Annotated in this window: 18 protein-coding genes; 13 read left to right on the plus strand and 5 right to left on the minus strand. The window is 65.9% G+C overall.

The window, feature by feature from the left end; all coding sequences use genetic code 11:
• Positions 1–296: 296 nt before the first annotated feature.
• On the minus strand, positions 297–1,622 hold the full coding sequence (locus KNN17_RS19290) for a glutamyl-tRNA reductase (protein ID WP_241710489.1): 1,326 nt from the start codon (positions 1,620–1,622) through the stop codon (positions 297–299).
• A 148-nt stretch (positions 1,623–1,770) separates the two neighbouring features.
• Between KNN17_RS19290 and hemE the strand changes: the two genes are divergently transcribed.
• From hemE to KNN17_RS19340, 10 genes are all read left to right on the plus strand, one after another.
• A complete protein-coding gene (gene hemE, locus KNN17_RS19295) occupies positions 1,771–2,901 on the plus strand; it encodes a uroporphyrinogen decarboxylase (RefSeq protein WP_241710490.1) in 1,131 nt (376 codons plus the stop codon).
• Between the two features lie 5 nt (positions 2,902–2,906).
• On the plus strand, positions 2,907–4,391 hold the full coding sequence (hemG, locus tag KNN17_RS19300) for a protoporphyrinogen oxidase (protein ID WP_274619752.1): 1,485 nt from the start codon (positions 2,907–2,909) through the stop codon (positions 4,389–4,391).
• A gap of 72 nt (positions 4,392–4,463) precedes the next feature.
• Positions 4,464–5,165: a hydrogen peroxide-dependent heme synthase gene (gene hemQ / locus KNN17_RS19305; RefSeq protein ID WP_241710491.1), complete on the plus strand. Its 702-nt coding sequence runs from the start codon at positions 4,464–4,466 to the stop codon at positions 5,163–5,165.
• A gap of 65 nt (positions 5,166–5,230) precedes the next feature.
• On the plus strand, positions 5,231–6,406 hold the full coding sequence (locus KNN17_RS19310; RefSeq protein ID WP_241710505.1) for a ferrochelatase: 1,176 nt from the start codon (positions 5,231–5,233) through the stop codon (positions 6,404–6,406).
• Positions 6,403–7,389: a hydroxymethylbilane synthase gene (hemC, locus tag KNN17_RS19315; protein ID WP_241710492.1), complete on the plus strand. Its 987-nt coding sequence runs from the start codon at positions 6,403–6,405 to the stop codon at positions 7,387–7,389. The genes KNN17_RS19310 and hemC overlap by 4 nt, the downstream gene beginning before the upstream one ends.
• 19 nt (positions 7,390–7,408) lie before the next feature.
• The gene (locus tag KNN17_RS19320; RefSeq protein ID WP_241710493.1) at positions 7,409–8,302 is read left to right on the plus strand and encodes a uroporphyrinogen-III synthase; all 894 of its coding nucleotides are present in this window, start codon (positions 7,409–7,411) and stop codon (positions 8,300–8,302) included.
• Entirely contained in the window at positions 8,299–9,279 is a 981-nt protein-coding gene (hemB, locus tag KNN17_RS19325) for a porphobilinogen synthase (protein ID WP_241710494.1), read from the plus strand. The genes KNN17_RS19320 and hemB overlap by 4 nt, the downstream gene beginning before the upstream one ends.
• On the plus strand, positions 9,279–10,355 hold the full coding sequence (locus KNN17_RS19330) for an LLM class flavin-dependent oxidoreductase (protein ID WP_078108333.1): 1,077 nt from the start codon (positions 9,279–9,281) through the stop codon (positions 10,353–10,355). Before hemB ends, KNN17_RS19330 begins: the two co-directional genes overlap by 1 nt.
• Before the next feature lie 61 nt (positions 10,356–10,416).
• Positions 10,417–11,739: a glutamate-1-semialdehyde 2,1-aminomutase gene (hemL, locus tag KNN17_RS19335; protein ID WP_078108535.1), complete on the plus strand. Its 1,323-nt coding sequence runs from the start codon at positions 10,417–10,419 to the stop codon at positions 11,737–11,739.
• A 63-nt stretch (positions 11,740–11,802) separates the two neighbouring features.
• Entirely contained in the window at positions 11,803–13,110 is a 1,308-nt protein-coding gene (locus KNN17_RS19340) for a glycoside hydrolase family 3 N-terminal domain-containing protein (protein WP_241710495.1), read from the plus strand.
• Positions 13,111–13,187: 77 nt separating this feature from the next.
• On the opposite strand, the gene KNN17_RS19345 is transcribed toward KNN17_RS19340, so the two are convergent.
• The 4 genes from KNN17_RS19345 to KNN17_RS19360 form a co-directional block, all read right to left on the minus strand.
• The gene (locus KNN17_RS19345; protein WP_241710496.1) at positions 13,188–13,925 is read right to left on the minus strand and encodes an amino acid ABC transporter ATP-binding protein; all 738 of its coding nucleotides are present in this window, start codon (positions 13,923–13,925) and stop codon (positions 13,188–13,190) included.
• The gene (locus KNN17_RS19350; RefSeq protein ID WP_241710497.1) at positions 13,922–14,686 is read right to left on the minus strand and encodes an amino acid ABC transporter permease; all 765 of its coding nucleotides are present in this window, start codon (positions 14,684–14,686) and stop codon (positions 13,922–13,924) included. Before KNN17_RS19350 ends, KNN17_RS19345 begins: the two co-directional genes overlap by 4 nt.
• A gap of 11 nt (positions 14,687–14,697) precedes the next feature.
• Positions 14,698–15,651, minus strand: coding sequence for an ABC transporter substrate-binding protein (locus KNN17_RS19355; protein WP_078108336.1), 954 nt, complete (start codon positions 15,649–15,651; stop codon positions 14,698–14,700).
• Between the two features lie 341 nt (positions 15,652–15,992).
• Positions 15,993–16,703, minus strand: coding sequence for a 3'-5' exonuclease (locus KNN17_RS19360; protein ID WP_241710498.1), 711 nt, complete (start codon positions 16,701–16,703; stop codon positions 15,993–15,995).
• A gap of 88 nt (positions 16,704–16,791) precedes the next feature.
• On the opposite strand from KNN17_RS19360, the gene KNN17_RS19365 reads away from it, so the two are divergent.
• From KNN17_RS19365 to KNN17_RS19375, 3 genes are all read left to right on the plus strand, one after another.
• Complete coding sequence (locus KNN17_RS19365) at positions 16,792–17,208, plus strand: MGMT family protein (protein WP_078108338.1); 417 nt, start codon at positions 16,792–16,794, stop codon at positions 17,206–17,208.
• Positions 17,209–17,291: 83 nt separating this feature from the next.
• The gene (locus KNN17_RS19370; protein WP_241710506.1) at positions 17,292–20,555 is read left to right on the plus strand and encodes an ATP-dependent helicase; all 3,264 of its coding nucleotides are present in this window, start codon (positions 17,292–17,294) and stop codon (positions 20,553–20,555) included.
• Positions 20,556–20,575: 20 nt separating this feature from the next.
• The gene (locus KNN17_RS19375) at positions 20,576–24,073 is read left to right on the plus strand and encodes an ATP-dependent helicase (protein WP_372489705.1); all 3,498 of its coding nucleotides are present in this window, start codon (positions 20,576–20,578) and stop codon (positions 24,071–24,073) included.
• Positions 24,074–24,094: the final 21 nt, after the last annotated feature.

Below are 24,094 nucleotides of genomic sequence, written 5' to 3' on the forward strand. Positions count from 1 at the left end.
ACGCGAGCCAGCGCCTCAGAGGGACATGCTCATTCGTGGTCGTTGCTGTTGGACATGATCCTGTTATGTCCGGTCCTGGTGACCGGGGGAGGGCATGCTCTGCGCTGGGCAAATCAGCACGGTGATTCGCGAGCCAGCGCCTCAGAGGGACATGCTCATTCGTGGTCGTTGCTGTTGGACATGATCCTGTTATGTCCGGTCCTGGTGATCAGGGGAGGGCATGCTTTGAGTGAATTCGAGCGTGGACAACGCCACCCAGGCCGTGAGGGGACCCGGGGCGGGCAGTGCCGCGGGGGCTAGGCGCTTTCAGCCTGCTGGGATGTTTGTTGGTGGTCGACAGGACACGAGGCCGCCGGTGATGCGGCCGGCTGTTCCACCTGGATGCCGTACAAGGCCTCGAGGGCTGCCACGTAATCGTCTTGCTGGCCGTTGGCGGCGAGTTCCCGTGCGCGGACCGTGGGGATGTGGAGCAACTGCTTGACCATGCGGCGGAGGGCGAACTCGACCTCTTCGGCCGCAGCGGTGCAGCCATGCCGGGCCCGGACTTTCTCCATCTCGGCGTCGAGCACGTTCATCGTGTGGCGGCGCAGGGCCACAATGGCCGAATCGACGGACCGGGCTTCACGTTCCTGCTCGAAGGCCTCGGCCGCGCCGGACACAATGGTGCTCGCTTGCGCCAGCGACTCTGCTTGCTCCTGGGGCGCCGCGAGCCGCACGGATTCGAGCGTCAGGAGCTCGACGCCGTCGAGCTCGCCCACTGCGGGGTCGAAGTCGTGGGTGAGCGCGAGGTCGATCGCGATGAGCGTCTGGGTGGACAAAGCGCGGACCTTGGCAAGCTCGGCGGCCTCCACTCGCGTGTCCGACCCGCTGCAACCGATCATGACATCGGCGGCGGCGACGGCGGCAGGGAGCGTTTCGGCGTCGAGTGCGGTCCCGCCGCGGGTCGCCACGAAAGTGCCGGCCCGGCCGGAAGACGAGTACACGGAGACGTCGGTGCATCCACGATCGCGCAGCAGCGACATGGTGGCTCCGGCGTAGGCCCCGGTCCCGAAGACAACAACCTTCTTGGTGCTCCAGTCGGCGTTCTCCGAGAGGTCGGTGGCGAGGTCCAAGGCTACTGAAACGATCGACAGGCCACGGGAACCAAGAGCTGTCTGGGCCCCCACGTCCTTGGCCGTCTTGGAAGCGGCCTGGAACAAGCGGACCAGCCCGGAACTCGCGGTTCCTTCGTGCTGGGCAGTGATGAGGGCGCGGCGCACTTGGCCGGCAATTTCGCGTTCGCCGACAACGGCGGAGTCCAGCCCGGCGCTGACGGCGAAGAGGTGCCTGCTGACCTCGGGGCCGGTGCGGGTGCTGAAGGCGCGCGAGACGAGTTGCTCGTTGAGTCCGCTCAGGCCACTGATCTGCGTGACGAGCGCCGAGCGGGCAGCTTCAAGGTTCTCGACGTGAGGGGTTTCGCCGTAGATTTCGTAGCGGTTGCAGGTGGCCAGGACCACGGCACCGGAGACAAGTTGGGAATCGGCTAATGCGGACGAGGCAACCTCGGATGAACCGTTGCTCAACTGAGCGACGGTCTCAAGATCGATGTCGGCGTGTGTAGCCACCAATGAGAAAAGAACCACAGCAAAGCCATCATAGCTTTTTCGGCGCCATGTAGAACAACGCGCGCCAGTGGTTCTCCGCACTGCCGGCAGTGATGCCCGTCACCCCGCAATGTGCGGGACAGGCTGTCGTTATCTTTTGACCCCGATCTTCGGCACAATCGAAGGCATGACTTCCAGTTCCGCACTGCCTCATTCTGTGTCGGCCACCGACATTTCCGGCACAGCCGCTTCAGGCCTTGATGCAAGCCACCCGCTGATGGATGGCCGCACCGCAGACTCCCCGCTGATCCAGGCTTACCGCGGAGGCAAGCCGTCCCGCCGTCCTGTGTGGTTCATGCGGCAGGCCGGCCGCTCGTTGCCGGAATACCTCAAAGTCCGTGAAGGCGTGGCAATGTTGGACTCCTGCCTGCGCCCCGAGCTCGCCTCCGAGATCACGTTGCAGCCGGTTCGCCGCCACGATGTTGATGCGGCGATCTTCTTCTCCGATATCGTCATCCCCCTCAAGCTGGCCGGCGTCGGCGTGGACATCGTCCCCGGCGTAGGGCCCGTGTTGGACAAGCCCGTCCGCACCGCGGCTGACGTCGCCGCCCTGCCGCAGCTGACGTGGGAAGCCCTCGAACCGATCCGCGAGGCCGTCCGCCTGACGGTCGCGGAGCTCGGCACAACACCCCTGATCGGCTTCGCCGGTGCGCCGTTCACGCTTGCCGCGTACATGGTGGAAGGCAAGCCCTCCCGCGACCACCTCGGTCCGCGCACCATGATGCACGCCGATCCGGAGACCTGGACCGCCCTGGCCAATTGGGCGGCCGACGCCTCCGGCATGTTCCTGCGGGCGCAACTGGAAGCCGGCGCCTCGGCAGGTCAACTGTTCGACTCGTGGGCAGGATCCCTTGGGCTCGCCGACTACGCCAAGTACGTTGCTCCTGCTTCGACCCGCGCCCTTGACCACGTCCGTCACCTCGGCGCGCCGCTGGTCCACTTCGGTACGGGAACGTCCGAATTGCTTGTCGCGATGCGCGACGTCGGCGTGGATGTCGTCGGCGTGGACTACCGGCTGCCGCTTGACGAGGCAAACCGTCGGCTGGGCGGCACGGTGCCCTTGCAAGGCAACATCGACCCGGCGCTGCTTTCCGCACCGTGGGAGGTACTGGAAGCCCATGTCCGTGAGGTGATCGCAGCCGGCTCCGCAGCCCCGGGCCACGTCTTGAACCTCGGCCACGGCGTGCCCCCGGAAACGGATCCCGCCGTCCTGACGCGGGTCGTGGAACTCATCCACTCGATCCCCCCGGCAGGGTAGCCGGCATGCGCGGGGCACAAACACAGCCCGGACACGCACCTTCCGCAGATTCAGCAACCGGCTTGGCCGCCATCGTCGTGGGCGGCGGAATGTCCGGCCTGCTCGCCGCCCGTGGCCTGGCCAAGGCCGGGATCACCGTCACGGTGCTCGAAGCGGGCGAGGCGTGGGGCGGTTGCGTGGGAAGGCACACTGTCGGCGGCCTTGTGCTGGACAGCGGCGCCGAGTCCTTCGCCACGCGCTCCACCGCCGTGGCCGATCTCGCCCGCGATCTCGGGCTCGGCGGCAATATCGTGGCGCCCCATCCTGGAGGTGCCTGGGTGCAGTTGCCCGACGGCCCGCAGGAACTGCCCAAGACCGGAGTGCTCGGAATCCCGGCGAACCCCTGGGACCCGGAAGTCCGGCGTTCCTTGGGCTTTGCCGGTTCCCTGCGGGCCTCGCTCGACCGCTACCTGCCCGCATCCGTCGGCACCTCGGCCGCGGTCACCAGCGTCTCCTCCTTGGTCCGGGCGCGGATGGGCAAACGGGTGCTCGAACGGCTTGTGGCGCCCGTCGTCGGAGGAGTGCACTCCGCCGATCCCGGACTGCTCGACGTCGACATGGTCGCTCCCGGCCTGCGTGCGGCATTGCGCCAGCACGGTTCGTTGGCCGCGGCGGTGGCCAGCCAGCGCGGGGCCGTGCCGACCCGCAACGGAAGCGGGACGGCGAAGGCGGGATCCGCCGTCGGCGGCTTGGAAGGCGGAATGAACACGCTTGTCACCGCCCTCGTGGCGGAGTTGCGTTCGCAGGGCGTCGCCCTCGTTTCCGGCGCCCGGGTGGATTCGATCACCCGCACCGAAAGCGGTTGGCAGGCTACCGCCGCGGGCACAACGTACGACGCCGGCCGGCTCGTGGTGGCGCTCGACGGTCCGGCCGCCGTCGGGCTGCTGGAGGGGGCGCTTCCCGAATTGTCCGCGCTGCGCCCCGCCGCAGGCCCGTTGGTGAGCCTGGTGACCTTGGTGGTGGACGTGCCCGAACTGGACCGGCGCCCCCGGGGCACGGGCATTCTTGTCGCTCCGCAGACCGAGGGGATCGAGGCGAAAGCGCTCACGCACGCCACGGCAAAGTGGGACTGGCTGGCGGAAGAAGCGGGCCCCGGAACGCACGTGCTGCGCCTGTCCTATGGGCGTGGCGAGGGGGTGGACTCTCCTGAGTCGGCGGCAGCGCAATCCGTCGCCTCACTCAATGACGATGCCTTGTTTGAGGCCGCGCTCCGCGACGCGTCGACCTTGCTGACTGTGCCGATTGTCCGTGAAGACGTACTCGATTGGGACGTCGTCCGTTGGGCGGGCGCCTTGCCGTTCGCCGCCGTCGGTCACAAACAGCGCGTTGCCGAAGTGCGCCGCGTCTGCGCCGAAGCCGAAGGATTGACCGTTGTGGGCGGCTGGCTCGCCGGAAACGGCCTGGCAGCCGTGGTTGCCGACACTTCCGCGCAGATCGACGCAGTCTTGTGAAATGCACCACTTCTACGCCTTGTAGAAGTGGTGCATTTCGACTTAGCGGCATCCACGGGGCAGACTTGTACCATGAGCCACACTTCTGCCGAATCTGTCACTAAAACTGCCGAATCCGAAGAGCAGTTCTTTACGCTGTGGACCGTCTTCAAGCGGTCGGGCGATGTCCTGCGCAGCGCCGACGCTGTTCAGGATTTCGAGCAGCTGGCTGCCAAGCTTGCCGAGGACGGCGTCGTCCTTCGCGGAAGCTACGACGTCTCCGCCATGCGCTCCGACGCCGACATCATGGTGTGGCTCCACGGCGCCAAGCCTGAAGCCTTGCAGCAGGCCGTGCGTGATATCCGCCGCAGCGCGCTGTTCTCCGGCACCGAGATCGTCTGGTCCGCCATGGGCGTGCACCGCGAAGCCGAGTTCGCCAAGAACCACGTTCCTGCCTATGCGCGCGGCGTCGAGCCCAGCACGTGGCTGTGCGTTTACCCGTTCGTCCGCTCCTATGAGTGGTACATCCTGCCTGCCGACGAGCGTGGAAAGATGCTGCGCGATCACGGCATGCTCGGCCGCGACTTCCCCCAGGTCATTTCCAACACCGTGTCCTCCTTCGCCCTGGGCGACTGGGAGTGGATCCTGGGCCTCGAAGCACCCGAACTCGTTGACCTGGTGGACCTCATGCGCCACCTGCGTGCCACCGACGCCCGCAACCACGTCCGCGAGGAAATCCCGTTCTACACCGGCCGCCGCATCACCGCCGCGGGGATCGCCGAGGTCCTCGCGTGAGCGGCCGCCACTCCACGGGCCCGGCCAGCCTCACCGAGGTCAACGACGTCACCGAGGCCGGACGCATGGCTCCCAAAGAGTACGACGCCGTCCTCCTCGCCTCTTTCGGCGGCCCCGAAGGCCAGGACGATGTCATTCCCTTCCTTCGCAATGTGACCCGTGGCCGCGGCATCCCCGATGAGCGCCTTGAAGAGGTGTCGCACCACTACCGTGCGTTCGGCGGGATCAGCCCCATCAACCAGCAAAACAGGAACCTCAAGGCCGCCCTTGAAGCGGAGTTGGCCTCACGCGGCATCAGCCTTCCCGTGCTGTGGGGCAACCGCAACTGGGATCCTTACATCCCGCAAACCCTCCAGGAAGCCTACGACGCCGGCCACCGCAAACTGCTGATGGTCACCACGAGCGCATACTCCTGTTACTCCAGCTGCCGCCAGTACCGCGAGGACATCGGGATCGCGCTGACGGAGACCGGCCTTGACGGCAAACTCGAAGTGGACAAGGTACGCCAGTACTTCGACCACCCAGGCTTCGTCGAACCCTTCGTGGAAGGAACGGCTGCAGGACTTGCGGAGGTCAAGGAGAAACTGGCTGCGGCCGGTCTCCAGGACGCTCCGGTGCACATCCTGTTTGCGACGCACTCCATTCCAACCCGTGACGCCGAAGCCGCCGGGCGTTCGGACGCCGAGCCCCGCGAGTTCGAGCAGGACTCTGCCTATGTCGCCCAGCATTTGGCTTCCGGCGCCGAGGTGGTTCGTCGGGTTGAGGCCGAATCCGGTCTCACCGCTCCGTGGTCCTTGGTGTACCAGTCCCGTTCCGGCGCGCCGAGCGTTCCGTGGCTCGAGCCGGACATCAACGATGCCATCGAGGAACTGGCCGGCCAGGGAATCAAGGGCGTCGTGATCGTCCCCCTCGGCTTCGTTTCCGACCACATGGAAGTGGCCTGGGACTTGGACACCGAGGCCTTGGAAACCTGCAAGAACCTCGGGATCGCCGCGACCCGCGTTCCCACCCCGGGAACCCACCGCACGTTCGTCTCCGGCCTGGTGGATCTCATTTGCGAGCGGACGGTAGCCAACAATATCGCCGATCGCCCCGCGATGACCGGGCTCGGGCCGTGGTACGACATCTGCCGTCCGGGCTGCTGCGCCAACTTCCGTGGTGAGAAGCCCACGATTGCGGGTGCGGACACCTCGGTCGGCACGGGGCATGATGCCTACCCCGCAGGAGAAAGCGCGAAATGACCGTTCGGATCGGCACCCGCGCGAGCAAGCTCGCGCTCACCCAAAGCCAGCAGGCCGCGGACCAGCTGGCCGCCGTCGGCGGCTTCCCCGTCGAGCTGGTGCGCATCAAGACCGAAGGCGATGTCCGGACGGGTTCCCTGTCCCAGATGGGCGGCACCGGAGTGTTCGTCGCCGCTCTTCGCGACGCGCTGTTGGAAAACGCATGCGACGTCGCTGTGCACTCCTTGAAGGATCTCCCCACGGGTGCGGCGCCGGGGCTCACCATTGCGGCAACGCCGAAACGCGTCGATGTCCGGGACGCCTTGTGCGCCCGTGACGGCCTCAAGTTGGCGGACCTTCCGGCAGGCTCCAAGGTCGGTACCGGATCGCCGCGCCGCGGCGCCCAGCTGCGCGCCGCCCGCCCGGATCTCGACGTCGTGGACATCCGCGGCAACGTGGACACCCGGCTGGGCCGCGTTCCGGGGCTCGCCGGCAACGCGGAAGATTCACCCGGCGACCTCGACGCCGTCGTCCTCGCCGCGGCGGGACTGGAACGGATCAGCAGGCTCGACGTCGTGACGGAGTTCTTCGAAACCGATGTCATGCTTCCAGCGCCCGGACAAGGCTCGCTCGCGATCGAGTGCCGCACGGCTGACGCGCCCGGACCGTCCGACCCGGCCGAAGGTTCCCAGGGTGCACTCGCACAGGCCCTGGCCGCACTGAACGATGAAGACACCCGGCTGGCCGTCACGGCGGAGCGGGCCGTCCTGGCCCGCCTCGAAGCCGGCTGCGCTGCGCCCGTGGGCGCCTACGCTTACCGCAAGGGGAGCATGCTCTATCTGGAAGCGGTGGTCTGTGCCGTGGACGGGAGCGCGTCCGTGCGCGAGAAAAAGGCCAGCGACGGCCTCACTGAGGTGGGCGCCACGTTGCTGGGCATCGAAGTCGCCGAACTCCTCCTCGCCGCGGGCGCCGCGGACATCACAGATCTTGCAGCTTCCCGATAACCGGAGCCACCAGGAGACCATGGGACGGCACAGTGCAGTGAAGTCGGGGGAGGCCCGGGTCCTTGAAGGCGCCCGGGTCCTTGTGACGCGCAGCCCGGATCGTGCCGCCCCCCTCGTCAGCGCCCTGCGTGAGGCCGGCGCGGAGCCGCTCCTGTTGCCCTTGATCGACTTCGAACGAGCCCGCGACCAGCATTCCCTCGAGGTCGCTTTGGACGCCCTCCGTGCCGGAGCGTACGGCTGGTTGGTGGTCAGCAGCATCACCACGGTGCGTGCCCTGAAGGAAAAGGCGGCCGAGCGGCGCTTGGAGCTGAAGGAACTGATTCCGGATTTCGTCCGGATCGCGACGATCGGTCCGTCGAGCCGGCGGGTCCTCGAAGCGGAAGGCCTTCCCGTGGACCTCGCACCGGAGGACGTCCAGTCGGCCGCAGGACTCGTCTCCGTCTGGCCGACAGGGCCGGCCAATGTGCTGTTGCCCCAAGCTGACATCGCCGATGCGACGTTGGCGGAGGGGATAGAAGCCAAGGGAGCCGCAGTCCAGGCAGTGACGGCTTACCACACCGTGGCCTACCCGGCGGCCCCCGAACGCAGGCTCATTGCTGCCTTGGTGGCGGCGAACGGCTGGCACACGGGAAGCGGATCCGGGGCCCCGGAGCTCACCCCCGACGACGCCAAAGCCGAACTTTCCGGCGGCCGGCTCCACGCCGTCGTCGCCGCTTCACCCAGCGCTGCACGCCGCATCCACGCCTCGCTGGCTCCGCTGCGGGATTGCCGCTTCATTGCGATCGGGCGCTCGACGGCGGCAGAGGCTGCCGCTCTCGGCATTCCAGTTGCGGCAACCGCCAAGGAACCCACACCCGCCGGCATCGTGGCCGCCCTACGCACCGTATTCGACACCGAAGGGAACGAAAGTTGAGCTTTCCAAACCACCGGCCCCGCCGGCTCCGCACCACCCCCGCCATGCGCCGGATGACCGCCGAACACCGCTTGGCGCCCGCTGACCTCATCCTGCCGGCCTTTATTCGCGAAGGACTCAGCGAACCGGCTCCGATCAGCTCCATGCCCGGCGTCGTCCAGCACACCACGGACTCGCTGAAGCGCGCCGCCGCAGAAGCCGTGGAGCTGGGCGTCAGCGGCATCATGCTGTTCGGTGTTCCCGCCGTCCGCGATGCCCGCGGCACCGCCTCCCTGGATCCCGATGGCGTGCTGAACAAGGCCATCCGCGACGTCCGTGCAGAAGTGGGCGATGACCTGGTGGTCATGGGCGACGTGTGCCTCGACGAATTCACCGACCACGGCCACTGCGGTGTCCTGGACGCCAACGGCTACGTGGACAACGACGCCACCCTCGAAATCTACGCCCAAATGGCAGTAGCACAGGCCGACGCCGGTGCCCACGTCCTGGGGCCGTCCGGGATGATGGATGGCCAGATCGCCGTGATTCGCCATGCCCTTGAAGAAGCCGGACACCAGAACACTGCGCTCCTGGCCTACGCGGCGAAATACGCCTCAGCCTTCTATGGCCCCTTCCGCGAAGCCGTGGACTCGCAGCTCAAGGGTGACCGCCGCACCTACCAGATGGATGCCGCAAACCGCCGGGAAGCCATCATCGAGGTGGAACTCGACCTCGAAGAGGGCGCTGACATGGTGATGGTCAAGCCGGCCATGAGCTACCTCGACGTCCTGGCCGACGTCGCCGCCATGAGCCCGGTCCCCGTGGCGGCCTACCAAATCTCCGGCGAATACGCCATGATCGAAGCGGCTGCCGCGAACGGCTGGATTGACCGCCGTGGTGCCATCACAGAATCCGTGCTCGGCATCAAACGGGCCGGCGCCGACATGGTGCTGACGTACTGGGCGTCCGAGCTTGCCGGCTGGCTCAAGGAGTCCTGATGACCGAAACCCCTTCCACCCCGACGGCCCCGGTGGGTGCTACGGAGATCCTCCTCGGGCTGAACACTTTCGGTGACGCCGGGGTGGACGCCGACGGCAGTCCGAAACCGCACGCCCGGGTATTGCGGGAACTGTTGGCGGAAGCGGAACTGGCGGACGCCGTCGGACTTCATGCCTTTGGTGTGGGAGAGCACCACCGGCGCGACTTCGCTGTCTCGGCGCCCGAAGTGTTCCTCGCGGCCGCGGCTGCCCGGACAAGGCAGATCAAGCTCGGTTCGGCCGTCACCGTGCTCAGCTCCGACGATCCCATCAGGGTCTTCCAACGTTTCTCCACCGTTGACGCGCTCTCCAACGGGCGGGCAGAAGTGATGCTGGGCCGCGGCTCGTTCGTGGAATCGTTCCCGCTGTTCGGCCTGGACCTGGCCGACTACGAAGTCCTGTTCGAGGAGAAGCTGGAACTCTTCGACAAGGTCCGGGCACAGAAGCCCGTGCATTGGGAAGGCCGCACCCGGCCGAACGTGAGTGGAATGAGCGTCTTTCCGCCGCTGGAACACCACTTGTTGCCGACGTGGATCGGTGTGGGCGGTACCCCCGAGTCGGTGCTGCGCTGCGCCCAATACGGCTACCCGATCATTTTCGCCATCATCGGCGGGGAACCGCGCCGCTTTGCCCCGCTGGTGAATTTGTACCGCGAGGCAATGGGGAAGTATGGACACCCCATGCAGCAGATTGCCACGCATTCGCCCGGGCACGTCGCTCCGACCGACGAGGAAGCCCGGGAGGAGTTGTTCCCGCATTGGCTAGCCCAGCGAAACCGCATCGGCGCCGAACGCGGCTGGGGCCCGGCGAGCAGGGGCGAGTTCGACGCCATGTGCGGCCCTGAGGGGGCACTCTATGTCGGCTCGCCGGAAACGGTTGCCCGGAAGATCGTCTTGCTGAAGCGGAACCTCGGCGTGGACCGTTTTGACCTCAAATACAGCAACGGGACGCTGCCCCACGAATCCATGATGCGCTGCATCGAACTCTTCGGCACCGTGGTGGCCCCACTCGTGGCCGAGCAGCTTGCCGGAGCCTGAACCCCGGTAGCCGCCCTCGCCGGTGCCTGAACCGCTCCTCATCCCTGAAAGAATGGACACCATGACTTCAAACACCCCTGTCTCCGACCAGCTGTTCGACCGCGCCCGCTCCTTGATGCCCGGCGGCGTCAACTCTCCGGTGCGCGCCTTCGGATCCGTCGGCGGCACTCCGAAGTTCATGGTTTCCGCGCAGGGTCCGTACCTGACCGATGCTGATGGCCGCGAATACGTGGACCTCGTCTGCTCATGGGGCCCGGCGCTGCTGGGTCACGCGCACCCGGCCGTCCTTGACGCCGTCCACGCCGCCGTCGACCGAGGCTTGTCCTTTGGCGCGTCCACGCCGGATGAGGCAAACCTCGCCGCGATCGTCAAGGAACGCGTCTCCGCCGTCGAACGCATCCGCATGGTGTCCACAGGCACCGAGGCCACCATGACCGCTGTACGCCTGGCCCGTGGCTTCACTGGCCGCAACCTGATCGTGAAGTTCGCGGGCTGCTACCACGGCCACCTCGATGGACTGCTCGCCGCGGCCGGCTCGGGCCTTGCGACCATGGCGCTGCCCGGTTCGGCCGGCGTCACTGAAGCCGCCGCAGCCGAAACCCTTGTCCTGCCGTACAACGACCTCGGCGCGGTGGAAGCCGCTTTCGCCGCGCACGGCAACAACATCGCCGCTGTCATCACGGAAGCCGCTCCCGCCAACATGGGCGTCGTGACACCGGGCGAAGGCTTCAACGCGGGGCTGTCGCGCATCACCCGGGAGCACGGTGCACTGTTGATCCTGGACGAAGTGCTCACCGGTTTCCGCACCGGCTACGCGGGTTACTGGGGCCTCACGGGCCGCCAGGAAGGCTGGATGCCGGACCTGCTGACCTTCGGCAAGGTCATCGGCGGCGGCATGCCGACGGCGGCGCTCGGCGGACGTGCCGACGTCATGGATTACCTAGCGCCCCTTGGTCCGGTGTACCAGGCAGGAACGTTGTCCGGGAACCCGGTGGCCATGGCCGCAGGCGTCGCCACCCTGACACACGCGACTCCGGAGGTCTACGACTTCGTGGACGCCCGCTCGCTGGAACTCTCCGCGGCACTCTCATCGGCGCTGGACACCGCCGGCGTGGACCACTCGATCCAGCGGGCCGGGAACCTCTTCTCCGTGGCCTTCGGCACGTCGGCCAACGGCGTCCACAATTACGCCGACGCCCAGGCCCAGGACGTCTTCCGCTACGCACCGTTCTTCCACTCCATGCTGGACTCCGGCGTCTACCTGCCGCCGTCGGTCTTCGAAGCGTGGTTCCTGTCCGCTGCCCACGACGACGCCGCCATGAACCGGATCTTCGACGCACTCCCGGCCGCAGCCAAGGCGGCCGCGGAGGCCACGGCCTTGTAAACGGCGCTTATCCCATGTTTTGCAGGCTGCTCCTTGCCCGTAATGCTCGGGTGGGAGCAGGCTGTGGGCAACGATCGAATCGACAAGGCGATGATTCATCTGCTCAAATCGTCCAGAATTTCACTGCTCATTCTCTTCGCCCTGGTGGCCGGGGCGTTTGCCGGTTTAGCGCACGCCGACACTCCTGAACCGGGGGTCAGGGCCGTCGGAGACCCGCCCCCGACGCCAACTACTCCACAGGCCGCCCCCACGCCCGGGTTTTTGACCTCTCCAGGGGGATCGCCGGAGGCCCTTGCTCCGCCGGCCGGGCCTTCCGAGCCGCCGCTTCCTCCGCATCCGACGCCGGAACAGCGGCTCGCGGGTTTGACCCTGGAGCAAAGGGTGGGGCAGCTGTTCATGGTGGCAGCGAAGGCCGACGGGAGCGATGCCGGCACCGTGGCAGATCTCCTGAACAACCACGTGGGCAACATATATTTGGCCGGACGCAGCCAGGCAGGCCTTGCGGCGACGGCATCAGTGGTGGCAAAGCTGAAGGCAGCCATTTCGCCCGCGGCGAGCCGAGGGTTGCCGCTGTCCGTCGCGACGGACCAGGAGGGCGGTTCTGTTCAAGTCCTCAGGGGACCCGGATTCGCGCCTATTCCCGCAGCCTTGGACCAAGGCAACTCAAACCCCGACCAGCTACGCGCCGACGCCCGGCAATGGGGGTCGGAACTCCTGCAGGCCGGAGTGAATGTCGATCTGGCGCCCGTACTGGATACGGTACCCAGCCCCGAATTCGCGCCCTCGAATAAGCCCATTGGCGCCTTCAAACGCGAATACGGCTTCATCCCGGCTACGGTGTCCGAACACGGGAACGCGATGGCGGCCGGATTGCGGGACGCCGGGGTGGCGCCGGTGGCGAAGCACTTTCCGGGAATGGGTCGTGTCCGCCTGAACACTGATGTCAGCGCGAACGTGCACGACACCGAAACAAGCCGGACGGATCCCTACCTGATGCCGTTCAAGGCTGCGATCGACGGCGGGCTGCGGTGGGTCATGATTTCGAACGCCTACTACGACAAGATCGATCCCGACCACGCGGCGCCGTTTTCGTCCGAGATCATGCGCACCATGTTGCGGACGGACGCAGGGTTCACCGGAATCATCGTGTCCGACGATTTGTGCAACGCCGTGCAGCTGTCGCCCTGGAGCGTGGGGGACAGGGCGACGAATTTCATCAGCGCGGGCGGCACCATGGTCCTGTGCGCGGATACCGCTTCAGTTCCGGCGATGTTTGCCCAGGTCCTGCAGCGGGCGCAGGCCGATCCCGACTTCCGTAAATCCGTGGATGCCGCGGCCTTGACTGTCCTTCAAGTGAAGGCCGGGAAGTGAGCCGGATGCGAAAATCCCCGGCTGCGGACGGGCTCACCACTGTGGGTGTCCGCAAGCCGGGGATTCTCCGGTAAGTCCTAGAGCACGTCCGAAAGGAAGCCCTTCAGGCGATCGGTCCGCGGTGCGGTGAAGAGCTGTTCCGGCGATCCGCTCTCTACGACGACGCCTGCATCCATGAACGTCACGGTGTCCGACACGTTCCTCGAGAAGCCCATTTCGTGGGTTACCACCACCATGGTCATGCCTCCCTTGGCCAGATCGGTCATGAGTGCGAGCACGCCTTTGACCAGTTCAGGGTCCAGGGCCGACGTTGCCTCGTCGAAGAACATGACCTCGGGCTTCATGGCAAGCGCCCGCGCAATGGCGACGCGCTGTTGTTGCCCGCCCGAGAGGTTGGCTGGCCGGGCGTCGGCTTTGTGCTTGAGCCCCACGAGGTCCAGTTGTGCCAAGGCATCTTCACGGGCCTGCTCCTTGGACATTCCGCGCAGCTTCCGGAGCGCGAGGGAGATATTCTCCGCCACGGTCTTGTGCGGAAACAGGTTGAACTGCTGGAAGACCATGCCGATTCTCCGGCGCAGTTCGTCCGGGTTGTCCTTGAGCACCGAACGGCCATCGAGCAGGATGTCACCCTGCTCGGGTTCGATCAACCGGTTCATGACGCGCAGGAGCGTGGATTTACCTGAGCCGGAAGGGCCGATCACGGAAGCCGTAGTGCCCTTCTCGACGTGCAGGTCGATGCCGCGCAGGACATGGTTGGACCCGAAGGACAGATGGATGTTTTTTGCTGTCAGTGTTCCTGACGCGAACTCGCTCAAGCGTGGGCTCCCTTCCCGACGACGGCGGCTGCCTCGTCCGGTTCCTTCTTCTCCGGCCGGCCTGTCCTCAGGCGACGGTCAATCCAGTTCACGAAATGCGTCAACGGAATGGTCAGCGCCAGGTAGAAGATTGCTGCCGCCACATAGGGCGACAGGTTTCCGCTGGTGGAGGCAGCGTCCTTGCCGATCTGGAAGATCTCGCGCTCCGAGGCCAGCAGGCCCAGGAGGAAGACCAGCGACGACTCCTTGATCAATGCAATGAATTGGTTGACCAACGCGGGCAAGACCCGCCGGACGCCCTGGGGAACCACCACGAGCCGCATGGCAGGGCCGTAGCCGAATCCCAAAGCACGCGTGGCCTCGAGCTGGCCCTTGTCCACGCTCTGGATACCGGAACGGAAGATCTCGCCGATGTACGCCCCCGACATCAGCGACAGCGCCGCGATGGCCATGGGGTACGGGCTCGTGGAGCCCGTCAGCTGGCGAATGATCGGGCCGAATCCGAGACCGATCACGAGGATGGTGAGCACGGGCGGCAGCCCACGGAGGATATCCGTGTAGACGCGGGCGATCCACCGGGCCACCGGATTCCGGGATATCCCCATAAGGGCGAGCAGCATGCCGAGCACCGTTCCGATGACACCGGAGGTGACGGCCAGGACGAGCGTGTTCGGCAGGCCGACTGCGAACATCTTGGGGATGACTTCGCCCATCGCCTTCCAATCGAGGAAGGTCTCAGAGAGCAGTTTGAAGATATCCATGGAAGCCTGGGTTACTTGGCCGGGATCTGGACGGCCTTGCTGCCCGGCTTCCAGCCCTGGGGAGTCTGCTCCGCCTTGGTCGGGCGGTCTTTGTACCACTCGGCCGTCAGCTTGGTCCAGGTACCGTCCGCGATCACGGCGTCAAGGCCGGAGTTGAGGGCGTCGATCAGGGGCTGGTTGTCCTTGTTCACGGCCCAGGCGGTGAAGTTCTGGGTGTTGACGACCTTTTCGGCGATCTTCGTGTTGTCGCCGTCCTTCACCTGGCCCGTGGCCTGCTGCGACGGGGCGACCCAGGCATCAACCTGGCCGCTCTTCACGTTGGCGTAGACCGTGTTGTAGTCGGGGAAACGGACGGGCTCAAGCTTGAGCGTGTTCGTGACGTAGTCGTCCTGGACGGTGCCCTGGACGACGCCGATGCGAACGTCGGACTTGAGGTCTGCGAAGCCCTTGACCTTGGAGTCGGTCTTGGTCACGACGGCCATGTAGCCGAAGTCGTAGCCATTGGTGAATCCGACCGTTTCGCGGCGCTTGTCCGTGGTGGAGATCGAGGAGGAGCCGACGTCGAACTGCTTGTTCTTGACCTGGGACAGCAGCGCGGAGAAGTCAGTGGAAGCGAACTCGACCTTGAGGCCCAGCTTGGCGCCAACGGCACGCAGGAGTTCGTTGTCGTAGCCGGTGAACTTGCCCGAGGGATCGATGAAGATGTTCGGCGGGGCGTCCGAGAGGGTGCCGACGCGCAGTGTGCCGTCGGTGATCAGGCCCAGCTTGGACTTGTCGATCTTGTCCAGCGGGGTGACGTCCTTGGTGGTGTACTTGTCCAGCGTCTTCTGGTCGCTGCCCTGGAGGGCGTCGGTGGGCGAGGCGCTGCCTGTGCTGCCGGCTCCGCCACCGCAAGCGGCGAGCGAGACGGCGAGAACTGCAGCCACGGGGACAGCAGAGAACCACTTCAGGGCTTTGATTTTCATCAAGCAAATCACTTTCATCGGGGAACACGCGTTCGTATCGAGACGGGCGGGGAACGCGGCCAAAGCAGGTTTGGGCCGCAATATCAGAACTCGACCCGCCAAACTTAATTATGTCATCCGCCTATTCAGCGGAAAATTGACGGCGATAAGACGCGTGATTCCAGGAAAATCCGAATTAAGTTCAATGCATTATGCGGATTGCCCCTGAGGTGCCGCGCCCGCTGGCATTGAGGGGGAATTGGTGACTGACGCCCAGCTGGCTTTCAGGCAGCAAGTGCGGTGTGACGTGCATCCCATCATGCGGACGATGGGAAAGCGTCCGGTCCGTGGACCGGGAAACTTTAGAAGTCTCCTCCGCTGGCGTCTTCCGGGGGGAGAACCGGCCAATTGCCTTCGATGACGGCTGTTGGTTTGGTCTTGCGCAGGTAGCTCTGGAAATCGGCGGCCTGGGCAGCCGCCCAATCAACCTGCAGGTGGTGCAGCTTGGAAGCGGGCATGTGCAGCTTCGGGAACTTGCCGGCCATGGCATCAAGGACACGCAGGGTGGCAAGGGCGTCCGCGGCGGAAGTGTGGGCGTTGTCCAGGTTCACGCCGTACTCTTCGCATAGCGCGGTCAGGGTCCGCTTGCCTTTGCGGTACCGGTCAACCTGCTTGTTCATGACGTAGGGGTCAAGGACCGGGAAACGGGTCAACTGCGGCACGCCGTATCGTGCTGATTCGGCGGCCAGGACCGTGAAGTCATAGCTGGCATTGAACGCAATGACCGGCACGCCGTCGTCGAACAGTTCCTGGAGCGCGGCAGCAACTTCGCGCGTCACGTCTGCCGCCGGTCGGCCTTCGGCCCTCGCCTTTTCCGTGGTGATCCCGTGGATCTCGCTGGCCTCCAAGGGAATCTCCACACCGGGATCCGCCAACCATTCGAGCTCCTTGACGACGCTGCCGTCGTCGTCCACTACGGTGACCGAAGCGGTGACGATCCTGGCCGAACGGGAATTCCGTCCCGTGGTCTCGAGGTCGAACGCGGCGCGGGGGAGGGTGTTCCAAGAGCTCATGCTTCAACGCTACCGGCGCCCTACGACAAGAACCGGACCGACACTCCTTCTGCGCCGATCCGGGGGTCCATGCCGATAGGCTGGTGGCATGCGGATGGAGTTTGTGACGGCGGTGCTGGCCGTCGTGGATCTCATGCCGCCCGGCGTTGCCGTCTCCTACGGGGATGTTGCCGAGCTTCTTGGTTCAGGCGGTCCCCGCCAGATCGGATCGGTCATGAGCCACCATGGGAGCACGGTGGCTTGGTGGCGGGTACTGCGTGCAAGCGGCGAGGCGCCCCCAGGGCTTGAGTCAGAAGCGCTGCACCACTACGTGGACGAGGGAACACCGCTGCACGGCGCCTACGCGGAATACCTGCGGACTGGCGAGGGCCGCTGGCGGGTTGACCTGGCGCGTGCCCGGTGGGCTCCGACGGACCGGGACTTCGACAGTATCGATGCGATCTCCGAACAACTCGAGCGTCAGCTCCATAAATTGTCGGTGCCCGATGATGAAATGACCGTGTGAGTCCAACACCGACACCCCAAGCAGCATCGCAGGAAGCAACAACATCGCCGCGGCAGGCGCAATCCCGGCACTCGCCTGCCCGCTTGCGCCTGCTTCCCCCTCGCGAGGTCCGCTACGCAGCCCCGGAGTTGTCCGCCGACCAAGCTGCCGTCGTCGGGCTCCCGCACGGATCCGGGCCGGTCCTGGTGCCGGGGGCGCCGGGCACCGGGAAGTCCACCGTGCTGGTGGAAACCGCCGTCCGGCGGGTTCAACGTGACGGCGTTGATCCGGAACGGATCCTGATTCTCGCACCCGGGCGGCATGCGGCGTCGGCGCTGCGGGACACCTTTACGGGGCGGCTGGACCGGAGCTTGAGTACGACGCCGGCGCGCACCTGGGCGTCATACGCCTTTGACCTGATCCGGCGAGCCAAAGCCGAGGGCGTACTGCCGCTTCAGCGGCCACCCAAACTGCTCTCGGGACCGGAACAGGACCTCATTATCAAGGAATTGCTGGAAGGGCACGCCCGGCCGGGCTTTGAACTTCCATGGCCGCAGGACTTGTCCGCGGCGTTGCCCACGCGAGGTTTCCGGCAGGAGATCCGGCAGCTCTTCGACCGGATCATCGAATCCGGACGGACTGCGGAAGATCTCACGTCGCTTGCCTACGAATGCGGCAGGCCGGACTGGATTGCCGCAGCGGACCTCTATTCGGAGTACCGCGACGTCCTGGACCTGCGCATGCCGGAAGCCTTTGACCCTGCCGGAATCATTACCGCGGCGCGGCAGATCTTCCAGGACTCGCCCGGATTCCTGGCGGCCGAGCGCGAACGGTTGCAGTTGATCCTCGTGGATGACGTGCAAGAGGCGAATCCCGCCGTGTTTGAATTGCTCGCGGATATCGCGGAAGGAAAGGACGTCTTGGTGGCGTCCTCTCCGGATACCGTGGTCCAAGGGTTCCGCGGCGCACGCCCCGACCTTGTCTCCGAACTGCCGCGGCTTCTCGGCGGCCTCGCGGGCACCGTGCGGGAGCTTCCGCTATGGCACACACACCGCCACCTCCCCGACGTCGCGAAAGCGTGGACCGGTGTGGCAGCGCGTATCTCGCAGCGGGCCGGGGGCCGGTTGGCCCGGCGTCTGGATCCCCTTCCCGCATCGGCGGAGGAGGCGCCTTCCGGCATGGCGCGGGCCGCGGGCCGGGTGGAAGCACATGTGCTTCCCTCCACAGTCCACGAGTTGCGCTACGTGGCTCAACGAATCCTCGAAGCACAGCTGCGCGAGAACCACGAGTTCGGCGACATCGCAGTGATCGTGCGCAACGGTGGGCAATTGGCGCAATTGCAGCGCTATTTGAGCGGCCAAGGAATCCCGGTCCGCGTCCCGGTCGCGGATTCCGCGGTCCGTGATGAAGTGGCTGTTCGCCCCCTGCTTGAGGTGTACGGAGTGGTGCTGGATACCGCCAAGCTGACGCCCGAGTCCGCCGTCTCCCTTCTCACGTCGAGGATCGGCGGGGCTACAGCCATCGAGTTGCGCCGCCTCCGGCAATCCTTGCGCCGGGAGGAGCTGTTGGGCGGAGGCGGTCGGTCCAGCGATGCGTTGCTCGTTGAAGCTTTGCTGGAGCCCGGAGCGCTGGGGTCCTTGGGTATCGAGGGCAGCTCGGCACGGCGTTTGGCCCGCATGATCGCGGCAGGACGTGCTGCGGCCGCCGAACCCGGAGCCAACGCGGAGACGGTGTTGTGGGCTTTGTGGCAAGCCACCGGGCTGGCTTCGCGCTGGACCGAAATGGCGCTCGACGGCGGCGCGGCCGGCGCCCGCGCGGACCGGGACCTCGACGCCATGATGGCCCTGTTCCACACCGCCGAGCGCTATGTCGACCAGCTTCCCGGCTCCGGTCCCGAACAGTTCCTGGAGTATCTGCTCAGCCAGGAACTCCCCATGGACACCCTTGCCGCCAGGGCACAGGTGGAAGAAGCAGTGGAGCTCATGACGCCGGCCAGCGCAGCCGGGAGGGAATGGGCCGTGGTCATCGTCGCGGGCCTCCAGGAAGGCGTCTGGCCCAACACCAGGCTCCGGGGTGAACTCCTCGGGAGCACTTTGTTTGCCGATGCGGTGGAGCATGGGGTTGAACATGCCTTGCAACGGGGTCCCCTCAGCAGGCTGCGGGATATCCGCTACGACGAGCTGCGCAGCTTCTCCACAGCCGTTTCACGTGCCCGGGAAGTCCTCATCTGCACGGCGGTCTCTTCCGAAGACGAGCAGCAATCTGCCTTTCTTGATTACGTGGCGCCCTTGGAACCGGGACAGTACCTACGTGAGTACACGCCGGTGGGCCGGCCCATGACGCTGCGCGCCCTGGTGGCCGAGCTCCGGCAGCGCGTTCAGCCGGACGACGTCGCGCTTGGCCGCCCGGGCGTGGCCGAGGATGCCGCCGAAGCTGCGCGCGTCCTGGCACACCTTGCCACCGCGGAGCCCGCCGTGCCGGGCGCACATCCGGATTCCTGGTGGGGACTGGCGCCACTCAGCAGCGAAGAACCGGTGGTGCCGGCAGAGGGCACCGTGTTCGTTTCTCCGTCGAAGGTGGAAACGGTGCACAAATCGCCGTTGGATTGGTTCGTCCAGGCGGCCGGGGGAGAAGCCGCCACCGACTTTGCCCGCAGCCTGGGCACCTTGGTCCATGCAATTGCCCAGGAACTGCCGGATGCTTCCGGCGCTGAGTATGTCGCCGAGCTGGTGCGCCGCTGGCCGACACTGGGTATGAAGGACAACTGGGAAGGCCGGCTGGACTTCCAACGGGCAGAGCAGATGGTCCGGAAACTCGCCCAATACGTCCTGGTCATGCGGAGCGAAGGCCGAAGCCTGGCCGGGGTCGAAGCGGACTTCGAGGTCCCCCTTCCGGAGGTGCACCTGGGCCACGTTGGTGAGGATTCCGATGCTGTCCGGAACGCCGTGCTCCGGGGACAAGTGGATCGTCTGGAAATAGACGCAGAGGGCAGGCTGGTGATTGTCGACCTCAAGACGGGCAAACGGCAGCCGGGCAACGCCGAACTCGCCAGGCACCCCCAGTTGGGCGCGTATCAAGCTGCCGTGTTGCACGGGGCGTTCCAGGAAACGGTTCCAGGATCCGTTCCTGGCGGTGCCGTGCTCGCACAGCTGGGGACCAAGACGAAGACTCCGGCGGTCCAGGTGCAGGAGCCCTTGGATCCGGGGGATAACTGGGCACAGGACCTTGTCAGCGAGGCCGCTGTGCTCATGGCCGGAGCAAGCTTCGAAGCACGTCACGATCCCTCAAAAGGCAGCCACGGAGGCCACGGCTGCCGGCTACCCGATATTTGCCCGTTGTGCGCCAGGGGAAAGCAGGTCACTGAATGAGCGTCCAGACACTCGCAGGAATGGAGGCGGAAGAGTCCGCCACGGTTGGCGCGGTCTTGCCGGAACCCCGGTTTTCGCCCGGCGAATTGGCCGATATCCTCGGCGAACGGAACCGTCCGACGGAAGAACAGTCCGCCATCATTGCGTCACCGTTGACCCCCCGGTTGGTCATCGCCGGAGCCGGATCCGGGAAAACCGCAACCATGGCAGACCGTGTGGTGTGGCTTGTGGCGAATGGATGGGTTCGCCCTGAAGAGGTCCTGGGCGTCACCTTCACCCGGAAGGCGTCAGGGGAGCTGGCCAGCCGTATCCGTGCCAAATTGGCCACCCTGCAACGCATCGCGTCGTCGGACAACGGGCAGTACGGCTTCCCGGAGGAAGTCGCGGGTTCCGATGAGCTTGAACCCAAAGTCTCCACTTACCACTCCTACGCCAGCGGCATCGTGTCCGACTACGGCTTGCGCCTGGGTATTGAGCGCGATGTGGTGCTGCTCGGCGGCGCCCAGGCCTGGCAGCTGGCGAGCGAAGTGGTTGAAGCGTACGACGGCGACTATGAGCACTTCAGCGCTGCCAAGTCCACCTTGGTCAACGCCGTGATGCAGTTGGCCGGCGAGTGCGCCGAACACTTGCGCGAACCGGCCGAGGTTCAGCGTTGGTTGATGGACCGCGTGTCCGAATTCGCGCAATTGCCCTATACGTCCGCGGCGAAAAAGAACCCGTCCCAGGCTGCGGGCGATCTCGGCGCCATGTTGCGGACCAGGGCCAGCGTCGCGGACATGGTGGGGCGTTACCAAGAGGCCAAGAGAAACCGCGGAGTCCTCGACTTTGGCGACCTCGTGGCGCTGGCTGCGAAGATTGCCCAGGACATACCACTGGCAGCTGCCACCGAACGGGCCCGCTACAAGGTGGTGTTGCTGGATGAATTCCAGGACACCTCGCACGCGCAACTTGTCCTGTTTTCCCGGCTGTTCGGGGGAGGGCATGCTGTGACGGCGGTGGGGGATCCCAACCAGTCCATCTACGGATTCAGGGGTGCTTCGGCCGGCCAACTATTCCACTTCGTCCAGGAATTTCCCGTCCGGGTGGAAGATGGCTTCGGAACGGCATCCCTTGCGACGGCACCCACCTCGTACCTGACCACTGCCTGGCGGAACGGGCGTAACATCCTGGCCGCCGCCAACGTCATCTCTGCGCCGCTCAACAAGGCCGCCGCCACCGAAGGAGCCCCGGGCTCCAGGGCCGAAGACACTGCTGTGGCCGTGCCGCCGCTGCAACCGAGCCCGGCGGCCGTGGACGGCAACGTTGTCCTCGGACGTTTTGGCACGGATGAAGACGAAGCCGCGGCGATTGGGCGGGATGTCCGCCGTTATCGGCGCACCGTCTTTGAAACCGCGGCCGACGGTACGCCGGTTTCCCCCACCATGGCAGTACTTTGCCGCCGTCGGGCACAGATGGAATGCTTGCGGCGTGAATTCGAGGTCCAAGGGATTCCGTATGAAATAGTCGGCCTCGGCGGACTCCTCGACACCCCTGAAGTGGTGGATCTCGTGGCGGCGCTCCGGGTCCTCGCGGATCCCGGCCGTTCAGATGCGCTGATGCGTTTGCTGGCCGGGGCCCGGTGGAGGATCGGGACTGCGGATTTGATGGCTTTCCGCGACTGGTCCCAGTTCCTGGCCAGGCGGCGATCACAAGGAGCTACGGTGGACAGCGGTGCCGGAGACGAGGCGTCGGGTGCGGACGAAAGCCCTATGGAGACGGTCGTCGAAAGCGACATTACGGATGCAGCCAGCCTTGTGGAAGCGCTGGACTTCCTGCCGCGACCAGGATGGACTTCCGGCCATGGGCGCTCCCTCAGCGCGGCAGCCTTGGACCGGCTTGGCCGCTTGTCTGCGGAGCTTAGGAACCTGCGGGGGTTCATTGGAGATGATCTGACCACGTTGATCGGCGAGGTGGAGCGCGCCATGCTGCTGGACATTGAGGTCGCTGCGAAGCCCGGGACGAGCATCCACCAGGCCCGCCGGAACCTGGACGCGTTCCATGACGCCGCGGCGGGTTTCCTGCAGACTTCACAGCGCGTGGACCTGTTGGCTTTCCTGGGGTGGCTTGAAGCGGCCGCAACAGAAGAAGGCGGACTCGACATGGCCGACGCCGAGGTGAACCACGAGGCCGTGCAATTGCTGACCGTCCATGCCTCCAAAGGCTTGGAATGGGACGTTGTCTTTGTCCCCGGCCTCAACGCCGGGGCCTTCCCGAGCAACCGGGACTCCCGGTGGAGCAGCGGTACCGCGGCCCTGCCATGGCCGCTCCGGGGCGACCGGGCGGATCTCCCCCAATGGGATCTGGACCAGCCGGACCAAAAGGGCTGGCTTGACGCCGAAAAGGACTTCAAATCGGAAGTCCAGCACCACGGCGAGGCCGAAGAGCGAAGACTCGCCTACGTTGCCTACACCCGGGCAAAGTTCGTCCTGTGGGCGTCGAGCGCCGCGTGGAATGGTTCCCGGGCCGGGATAGCCGAGACTTCGCCCTTCCTTGCTGAGCTGGCGTGCCTTGCCGGCGAGGCAGGCAGCGATTCCGGTGGAGCATCGGCCGCTGCCATCCACCCCCAGTCCCTCAGCGAAGACGCGCTGCCCACAGAGAGCCCCCTGACTGTCGGCACCGAGGTGGCGATCTTCCCCTATGATCCGCTCGAGGGCCCGAGCGACCCTCGAACGGGGGAACGGCTCCGCTTGGTCCCCGGCCGGCGGGCCGCCATGGAGGCGGCGGCGACCAGGGTCAGGAACGCCGTCGACCGACTGCAGAAGGATTCGCCGCTGGTCATGGACGCCTCGCTGGGCTCACTCCGCGGGGCGGCGGCCGGCTGGGCCGCCGAAGCGGAGTTGTTGTTGGAACGGCAACTGCGGCGGAAGCCGGTCCAAGACGTCCATTTGCCCGGACACATCTCGGCATCGATGTTCGTCGACCTGGGAGACGATCCGGCCGCTGTCCTGGGCCAGCTCCGGCGCCCGGTGCCCCGGCAACCCGGGATCTCGGCACGCAAAGGCACCGCCTTCCACTCCTGGGTCGAGGAATACTTCGGAACCACAGGAATGCTGGATCTCGACGAAGCGCCCGGCTCTGACTCCCACATCGACGAAGCCTACGGACTTGATGACATGGTGGCGACGTTCAGTACTTCAGAATGGGCCCACCGGTCCCCGGCCTTCGTCGAAGTTCCCGTGGAAACGAGGATCGGGGACGTCGTGGTGCGCGGACGGATTGATGCTGTCTTCCGCGGGGCGGACGGCACATGGGAACTGGTGGACTGGAAAACGGGCAGGCGCCCGTCCGGCAGGCAACTCAAGACCCGCGCCGTGCAACTGGCGGTGTACCGGCTGGCATGGGCGCGCCTCAAGGGTGTGCCGTTGGAGCACGTCAGCGCAGCGTTCTACTACGTTGCCGATGACGCTGTGGTGAGGCCCCACGACCTGGGCACGGCCGAAGAACTGGAGAACATCATCGCTTCCGCGCTGGGCCACTGAAACCGCTGGGCAACTGAAACC

Origin of the sequence: Arthrobacter bambusae (assembly GCF_022606295.1) — a bacterium.
Lineage (GTDB): Bacteria > Actinomycetota > Actinomycetes > Actinomycetales > Micrococcaceae > Arthrobacter > Arthrobacter bambusae_A.

Coding starts and splice junctions, on each gene's coding strand:
- hemE (WP_241710490.1), top strand. CDS start 1,771: ATGACTTCCAGTTCCGCACTGCCTCATTCTGTGTCGGCCACCGACATT.
- hemG (WP_274619752.1), top strand. CDS start 2,907: ATGCGCGGGGCACAAACACAGCCCGGACACGCACCTTCCGCAGATTCA.
- hemQ (WP_241710491.1), top strand. CDS start 4,464: ATGAGCCACACTTCTGCCGAATCTGTCACTAAAACTGCCGAATCCGAA.
- KNN17_RS19310 (WP_241710505.1), top strand. CDS start 5,231: ATGGCTCCCAAAGAGTACGACGCCGTCCTCCTCGCCTCTTTCGGCGGC.
- hemC (WP_241710492.1), top strand. CDS start 6,403: ATGACCGTTCGGATCGGCACCCGCGCGAGCAAGCTCGCGCTCACCCAA.
- KNN17_RS19320 (WP_241710493.1), top strand. CDS start 7,409: ATGGGACGGCACAGTGCAGTGAAGTCGGGGGAGGCCCGGGTCCTTGAA.
- KNN17_RS19330 (WP_078108333.1), top strand. CDS start 9,279: ATGACCGAAACCCCTTCCACCCCGACGGCCCCGGTGGGTGCTACGGAG.
- hemL (WP_078108535.1), top strand. CDS start 10,417: ATGACTTCAAACACCCCTGTCTCCGACCAGCTGTTCGACCGCGCCCGC.
- KNN17_RS19350 (WP_241710497.1), bottom strand. CDS start 14,686: ATGGATATCTTCAAACTGCTCTCTGAGACCTTCCTCGATTGGAAGGCG.
- KNN17_RS19355 (WP_078108336.1), bottom strand. CDS start 15,651: ATGAAAATCAAAGCCCTGAAGTGGTTCTCTGCTGTCCCCGTGGCTGCA.
- KNN17_RS19360 (WP_241710498.1), bottom strand. CDS start 16,703: ATGAGCTCTTGGAACACCCTCCCCCGCGCCGCGTTCGACCTCGAGACC.
- KNN17_RS19365 (WP_078108338.1), top strand. CDS start 16,792: ATGCGGATGGAGTTTGTGACGGCGGTGCTGGCCGTCGTGGATCTCATG.
- KNN17_RS19375 (WP_372489705.1), top strand. CDS start 20,576: ATGGAGGCGGAAGAGTCCGCCACGGTTGGCGCGGTCTTGCCGGAACCC.